The 834-nt window shown below is 46.3% G+C and carries 1 protein-coding gene; it reads right to left on the bottom strand.

Annotated features, from left to right (window positions below; genetic code table 11):
* A partial coding sequence (locus tag H6A60_RS11895) for a hypothetical protein (protein WP_205104902.1) occupies positions 1–834 on the bottom strand: 834 nt, incomplete at both ends.

Below are 834 nucleotides of genomic sequence, written 5' to 3'. Positions count from 1 at the left end.
GGTGGCGACGTGGGAGCCGTTCTGCATCGTGATGGTTTCAAGCGTGCCGGCTGTCGAAGAATCCGCACGTGCGGTCTCGACGCCCGAGACGCCAAGCATCAGCGTGCCGTTGTCGAGCGTGACGGGTGCACCACCAACGATGAGTTCGCCGCCGGCGGGCTGGCCGATCAGTGCGAAGTACTTGCTGGAGTTAACAGTGACGGAAGAGACGCCTTCGACCTTGCGGAAGCCGATAGAGTCTTTGATGACTTCGCCGGTGCCGGTTCCGATTGTGAGATCCTGTGCTGCACCGTAGGACGAAGCGTTGTTGAGGTTGAAGTTCGTGACGATATTGCCGGCGTAGCCTTGGTCGATAAGTTTGTTTCCAATTTCGGCATTGAATACTGCAGTAGAACTTTCTGAAACCAAGCCTTCAGATGCCCAATCGTCTTCGCCGATGAACTTCAATTCAGTATTGGTGCCGAAAGTATCGGTGAAGGATTCCGTAATTTGTTGCGCTGCAAGTGATCCTTCCAACACATCGGTAATCGTCAGCGTACCGCCTTCCCAACTGGAATATTTTTCCCAATCTTCTTTTAAATCCCAGGCTATTTCTAATGAATCGGATTTAAATCCTTCAACCGTAACAGTACTTTTTCCACTAGATGATGAAAATATCTCTATCGGTAAATCACCAGATTCACTATTTTTATTAATTTCAAAAATTGCTTCAGCTTCCGCGTTGATAACGCCTGTATCTTTATTCGTAATTTTTACATATTCAAAATCTGAATCTGGAGTTTGACTGGTATAAGTTGAAACAAATTTAGTAATGCTGTTTTTATAAATATTAAC

It is taken from the genome of Sutterella massiliensis, from assembly GCF_016899755.1.
Taxonomy (GTDB): Bacteria; Pseudomonadota; Gammaproteobacteria; order Burkholderiales; family Burkholderiaceae_F; genus Sutterella; species Sutterella massiliensis.
This window is presented reverse-complemented; position numbering and strand designations above follow the sequence as displayed.